This is a genomic window from Amphibacillus indicireducens (assembly GCF_039539605.1).
In the GTDB taxonomy this organism is placed as follows: domain Bacteria; phylum Bacillota; class Bacilli; order Bacillales; family Amphibacillaceae; genus Amphibacillus; species Amphibacillus indicireducens.
On the sequence record NZ_BAABDL010000132.1, the window covers coordinates 1 to 3,498 of the forward strand.

3 protein-coding genes are annotated in these 3,498 nt (G+C 35.8%); all 3 read right to left on the reverse strand.

The window, feature by feature from the left end; translation table 11 throughout:
- Positions 1 to 209: 209 nt before the first annotated feature.
- The gene (locus tag ABD814_RS11955; RefSeq protein WP_344913482.1) at positions 210 to 785 is read right to left on the reverse strand and encodes a sortase; all 576 of its coding nucleotides are present in this window, start codon (positions 783 to 785) and stop codon (positions 210 to 212) included.
- Positions 775 to 1,635 (reverse strand): class C sortase, encoded by an 861-nt coding sequence (locus tag ABD814_RS11960; protein WP_344913485.1) that lies wholly within the window; start codon positions 1,633 to 1,635, stop codon positions 775 to 777. Before ABD814_RS11960 ends, ABD814_RS11955 begins: the two co-directional genes overlap by 11 nt.
- Before the next feature lie 79 nt (positions 1,636 to 1,714).
- A complete protein-coding gene (locus ABD814_RS11965; protein ID WP_344913488.1) occupies positions 1,715 to 3,406 on the reverse strand; it encodes a SpaH/EbpB family LPXTG-anchored major pilin in 1,692 nt (563 codons plus the stop codon).
- Positions 3,407 to 3,498 lie beyond the last annotated feature (92 nt).

Here is a 3,498-nt window from a genome sequence, read left to right on the forward strand (position 1 = left end):
TACAGCTACTACTGCCTTCACTGTTCGGGACTTTCACCCTAGAGTCTGCACCCATGCTGGGCACACAACAAAAGAAATCCAGTCTAACTGAATTCCTTTTGTATTTTAGCCGTTTGTTGTTCAAACACTTCATTCTGTTGAATCTTAAGATGTGGAATTAGTTTCCATCTCCATTAATAATTCTATCAAATTTTTTAAAAAACTTTAAGCTAGTCATCATTAATCCTTTCACCAATAACAATGATCCGGTAGTTTTTTGAATCAAAGGTTGGACATGTCAATAAAGTTACCAAGTCTCTGTCTTTTTGTGCCTCTAAATACTCTGTTTCAGTTACTTTTATCTTTTGATTATCTATGACGCTGTATTCTAATTGATCATCTCTCATATTAATTTTAAATATGTCTCCAATTTCCAATTTATGAACATTCGTGAACAGTTCCTTTGAAGCTATTCCTGAATGACCCGCTAAAATACTATGTGTACTGGGTCCACCAATTGATTCATGCATATTTTCAATTAGCCCAATACCATTAGATAAAATTTCATTTGATGCACCATAATATATTGGTAAATGAAGATTAATTTTTGGGATTTCAATTGTCGCAAATATGGAATCATCTATTTCTGAGTCTTTCTCAAGGAAGGCTTTTTCATATCCTTCATTAAAACTCGCAACCACCTCATTTAAATGTGCTTGATAATATTTCTTGGATACCATCGGATAAAGAACTAGACTGAGGCCAATTAGAAAAATAATTAACATAAGTATCTTTTTATATCCCATTGCCTTTTTCCTCTCGTTTCTTCAAGACTTTTAACGTGATCCCTAGTGTTGTCCCTATTATTAGAACACCTATTAAGATTGAGCCGATTAATATCCTTCTATTGCCATCCTTAGCTTTAAGTATATCACCAGATTGGTAGTCAATCGCTTCTGCATCTGGTTCAAATGGGATGCGCGTCCCCCGCACTAACAGACGATGGGTATTTATCATATAAGGTTCACAAGTAATCAGCGTAACATAATCCTCATCTGGTAATATTGCTAACTCTTCTAACTCATGTGGAAGCACAATTTTAATTTGATCAACTTGATAAGCCAAAGTATTGTCTAGTGTATGAATAAAAAATTGATCCCCAATCTCAACCTCACCTAAATTGCGAAAAAGCTTAGATGTAGGTAGCCCTCGATGACCGGTAAGTGAGGCATGCGTACCTTTCCCACCTATCGGCAACGATGACCGTGGCAAGTGACCGATACCTTGTGACAAAACGGAGTCACTAACTCCGCTATATATTGGCAACTCCACATCAATAACAGGGATGTCAATATACCCCATTGCTTGACCGACATTTATAATCGTCGCATATTCAGATATCTTGCGCTCATTTTCATTATCTTTAGAGAATGGATCATTCATAGCAGTAACTTGCTCAGTTAAAGTACGATTATGTGCCTCAGCTTCTTCTCTCATCTTTCCTAACTCATCTTCATCTATTTCCTTGATATTATCTTGATAGTCTTCGATCACTGTATAATGAACAATACTATTAAGATAGTTTGAAATGATCGGGAACAAGAAGATTCCTAAACCAAATAGGAAACATAAAATAATGATAATATTTTTTTTCATGTCAGTACATCCTTGCTAAAATAATATAAGTGAATAAGGAATAGGTCGTTAAACCTATTCCTTATTTAAATTGAATAACTTATTTTGCCTCTTGTCTTTTTCTGATTAAATTAAAGCCAGCAAAGCCCATTAACACTAAGCCTGATACCGTAAACATTAATGTACCCATACCACCTGTCTGTGGAATCAAACCTTCTGGCATATTTTCAATTAGAAACTCATGTGATAAATTAACACCATCATCAATTACAAATTCAATTGGATTAGCTAAGAGATTATATCCAGCCGGTGCTGCAGTTTCTACTAATCTGTAATCTCCAGAGACTAAGCGATCCCAAGTTAATACACCCGTTTGATCGGTTGTTTGACTTGAACCAACAGCATCTACCCATTCTCCATTTTCATCCAGACGTTGTAGTTTAAAAGTTGCTCCTTCTAATAAGAGATCATTATCATTCTTCGCAACTTTTGTAATTGTTATCGTTCCTTCTTCTGGCGTAGTAATAGTTGGGTCGGATTCTTTATCGCCCTCATCACCTTTATTATTATCCCAGTCAACAACTGCCGTGTTTTCAATTGGTCCCTCACCTAATGCACTTTCATCAACTACTGCAGAGAATTCAACATACAGTGTATCTCCTGCAGTTAACTTAGCAATTCCAGCCTCTGTTAAAGAAACCTCTAATGTATCATTATTTGCCTCAGTTGCTTCAACTAATGTGTAGTCATTACCCGCTACCAAAAGAGTATCCGAATCATTAATATAAACCGTTGTTGAACCAGCTGTATAATTTAAACGTGTATCAATTTGGTCCGACAAAGCAAACTTAACATATTCATCTATATCAGTCGGAGCAATTGCAGAGAGACGGAAATCAACCGTTTCCCCAACAAGAGTTGTGGTTTCTTCTCCCCACTCAATTTCATTTAGATCTCTTTGTTCTTTGAAAACATCGGGTTCTTTATAGTTTTGGAAATTTGCTAGAACAACAGTTTCCGGTTGTTCATCACCGATTATTTCCTCAATTTCAAATGGGATCTTTGTATTGTTTAATAAATATCCGTTTACTGTTTCTACCTCTTCAAAATAATAAGATCCAGTAGCTAGTCCCGCCACTCTAACATAACCATCAAAGCCCGAGACATAGTCAACATCATCTACTCTCGTTCCATCCTCATAAAACAAGTGGAACGTAACTCCTGCTAATGCATTTTCTTCTGCACCTTCACCAAGCTTAAGAAATTCAACGCCACCTTCAACAGGTGTATTCTTAGGATAAACATGTACGTCATACAATAATTTAGTACCGTTTTCAACTGTTAATGGAACGTCAATATAATAAGTAACCGGATCTGTTAAATGTCCTGGTGCAGAGATTTCCTTTAATGTATATCGACCAAGATCTAAATCATCAAAGTTTGCTACACCATTTGAGTCTGTAGTTCTCTGAATAGGTGTAGCTGGTGTTACTAATTCCACCCACTCTTCCTGATTATTTGTCCCTTGTACAAGCTCATGTGTTTGTTGGATTTCATATACTGTTCCAGGCAATGGTGTTGAATTTACGGGAATATCAACATCCTTGTCTAACTCAATACCTGTACCATCTATCTTATCTGATTCGTCCCCCTCAAAACTATATTTATGAACTGTAATTGACCCTCTCTCCGCAAAATCAACCGGTGGGTCTTGTAAAGCAAAAGCAGAAGTCGCAAAATTAACCAACAATAGTAACACAATCAGGAAACTACTAAAAAACCTTTTTTTCATTTTTATACCCCTTTATAATTTTTCGTATTGTCTAAAGTTTTATAGTAAAAACCTTCGTTTTTATTGATATATAGCCTTTTAACACAAAAAAA